Origin of the sequence: Mesorhizobium sp. M0293 (assembly GCF_040321735.1) — a bacterium.
GTDB lineage: Bacteria > Pseudomonadota > Alphaproteobacteria > Rhizobiales > Rhizobiaceae > Mesorhizobium.
This window is the reverse complement of record NZ_JAMYSA010000263.1, coordinates 1-1,698: the sequence shown is the minus strand read 5'-3', so window position 1 is coordinate 1,698 and position 1,698 is coordinate 1. Positions and strand designations below refer to the sequence as shown.

Here is a 1,698-nt window from a genome sequence, read left to right as displayed (position 1 = left end):
CCCCCCCCCCCCCCCCCCCCCCCCCCCCCCCCCCCCCCCCCCCCCCCCCCGCCCACCCCCCCCCCCCCCCCCCCCCCCCCCCCCCGCGCCGCCCCCCCCCCCCCCCCCACCTCTCCCCCCTCCGGAGGGAGAGGAAAAGAGCCCCTCACACATGCAGCGCGTGGCCCAGTGCCTTCAGCGCTGCTTCCTGGAAGCCTTCGCCTTGCGTTGGATGGGCATGGATGGTGCCGGCGATGTCCTCCAGCCTTGCGCCCATTTCGAGCGCCAGCCCGAACGACGCCGCCAGTTCCGACACACCCTGCCCGACCGCCTGGATGCCGAGCACCAGATGGTTGTCGGCACGGGCGACGACGCGGACGAAGCCGTCCTCGCCAAGCTTCGTCATCGCGCGGCCGTTGGCGGCGAACGGGAACGTGCCGAACTTGATCTCGCCGCCGAGCGCCTTGGCCTCTTCCGGCGACAGGCCCGCCGTCACCAGTTCCGGATCGGTGAAGCAGACGGCGGGAATGGAGCGCTTATCCCAGCTGCGCTTGTGGCCGGCAACGATCTCGGCGACCATCTCGCCCTGCGCCATCGCCCGGTGCGCCAGCATCGGCTCGCCGGTGACGTCGCCGATGGCAAAGATGCCGCGCATCGAGGTGCGGCACTGGTCGTCGATGCGGATGAATTTGCCCGCCATGTCGAGGTCGATCTGCTCGAGCCCCCAGCCTTCGGTCACCGGCTTGCGCCCGACCGTCACCAGGATCTTGTCGGCGGCGAGCTTGGCGCTCTTGCCGTCGGATGTCTCGACCAGCAGCACGTCACCCTTGGCACCCTTGGCCTTGGCACCTGTCATCACCTCGATGCCGAGCGCGTTGAGCCGCTTGACCACCGGACGCGTGAGCTCGGCGTCATACTGCGCCAGCACGCGTGGCAGCGCCTCGACGACGGTCACCTTGGCGCCCATCTTGGCGAAGGCCATGCCGAGTTCCAGCCCGATATAGCCGCCACCGACGACGGCGAGTTTCTTCGGCACTTCGCTTAGCGCCAGCGCCTCGGTTGACGAAATCACCGGCCCGCCAAACGGCAGGAACGGCAGTTCCACCGGCGCCGAGCCGGTGGCGATGACGATCGCCTCGGCGCGGATCACTTGGCTACCGGTCTCGGTCTCGACCGCGACGGTCTTGCCGTCACGAAAAGTCGCCCAGCCATGCACGGTCTTCACGCCGGCCTTCTTGAGCAGGCCGGCGACACCGCTGTTGAGCCGGCTGACAATGCCGTCCTTCCAGGCGATTGTTTTGGCAAGGTCGAGCGTCGGCGCGGTCACCGAAATGCCGAGCGGGCTGTTGCCGCCTTCCATGTGCGAGACCTTCTCGAACTCTTCCGCCGCGTGGATCAGCGCCTTGGACGGGATGCAGCCGACATTGAGGCAGGTGCCGCCCGGTTTGCCGGCTTCCACGATCACCGTATCGACGCCGAGCTGCCCGGCCCGGATGGCGCAGACATAGCCGCCCGGACCGGCGCCAATGACGAGCAGCTTGCAGGAGATTTCTTTCATGACGGCTGCTTCCTTCGGGTAATGGCTGCCGCGCGCCTTGTCCTTCTCCCCTTGTGGGAGAAGGTGGATCGGCGCGTTAGCGCCGAGACGGATGAGGGGTGTTCCAGCGGAGTGAGACGTTGGCGGTCCCGGGTCCCCCCCTCCTCCGGTGGCTTATACCC

The 1,698-nt window shown here is 68.6% G+C and carries 1 protein-coding gene; it reads right to left on the bottom strand.

The features are described 5' to 3' along the window. Positions 1 to 145 precede the first annotated feature (145 nt). Positions 146 to 1,537: a dihydrolipoyl dehydrogenase gene (gene lpdA, locus NKJ06_RS35320; RefSeq protein ID WP_352812550.1), complete on the bottom strand. Its 1,392-nt coding sequence runs from the start codon at positions 1,535 to 1,537 to the stop codon at positions 146 to 148. Between the last annotated feature and the right edge of the window lie 161 nt (positions 1,538 to 1,698).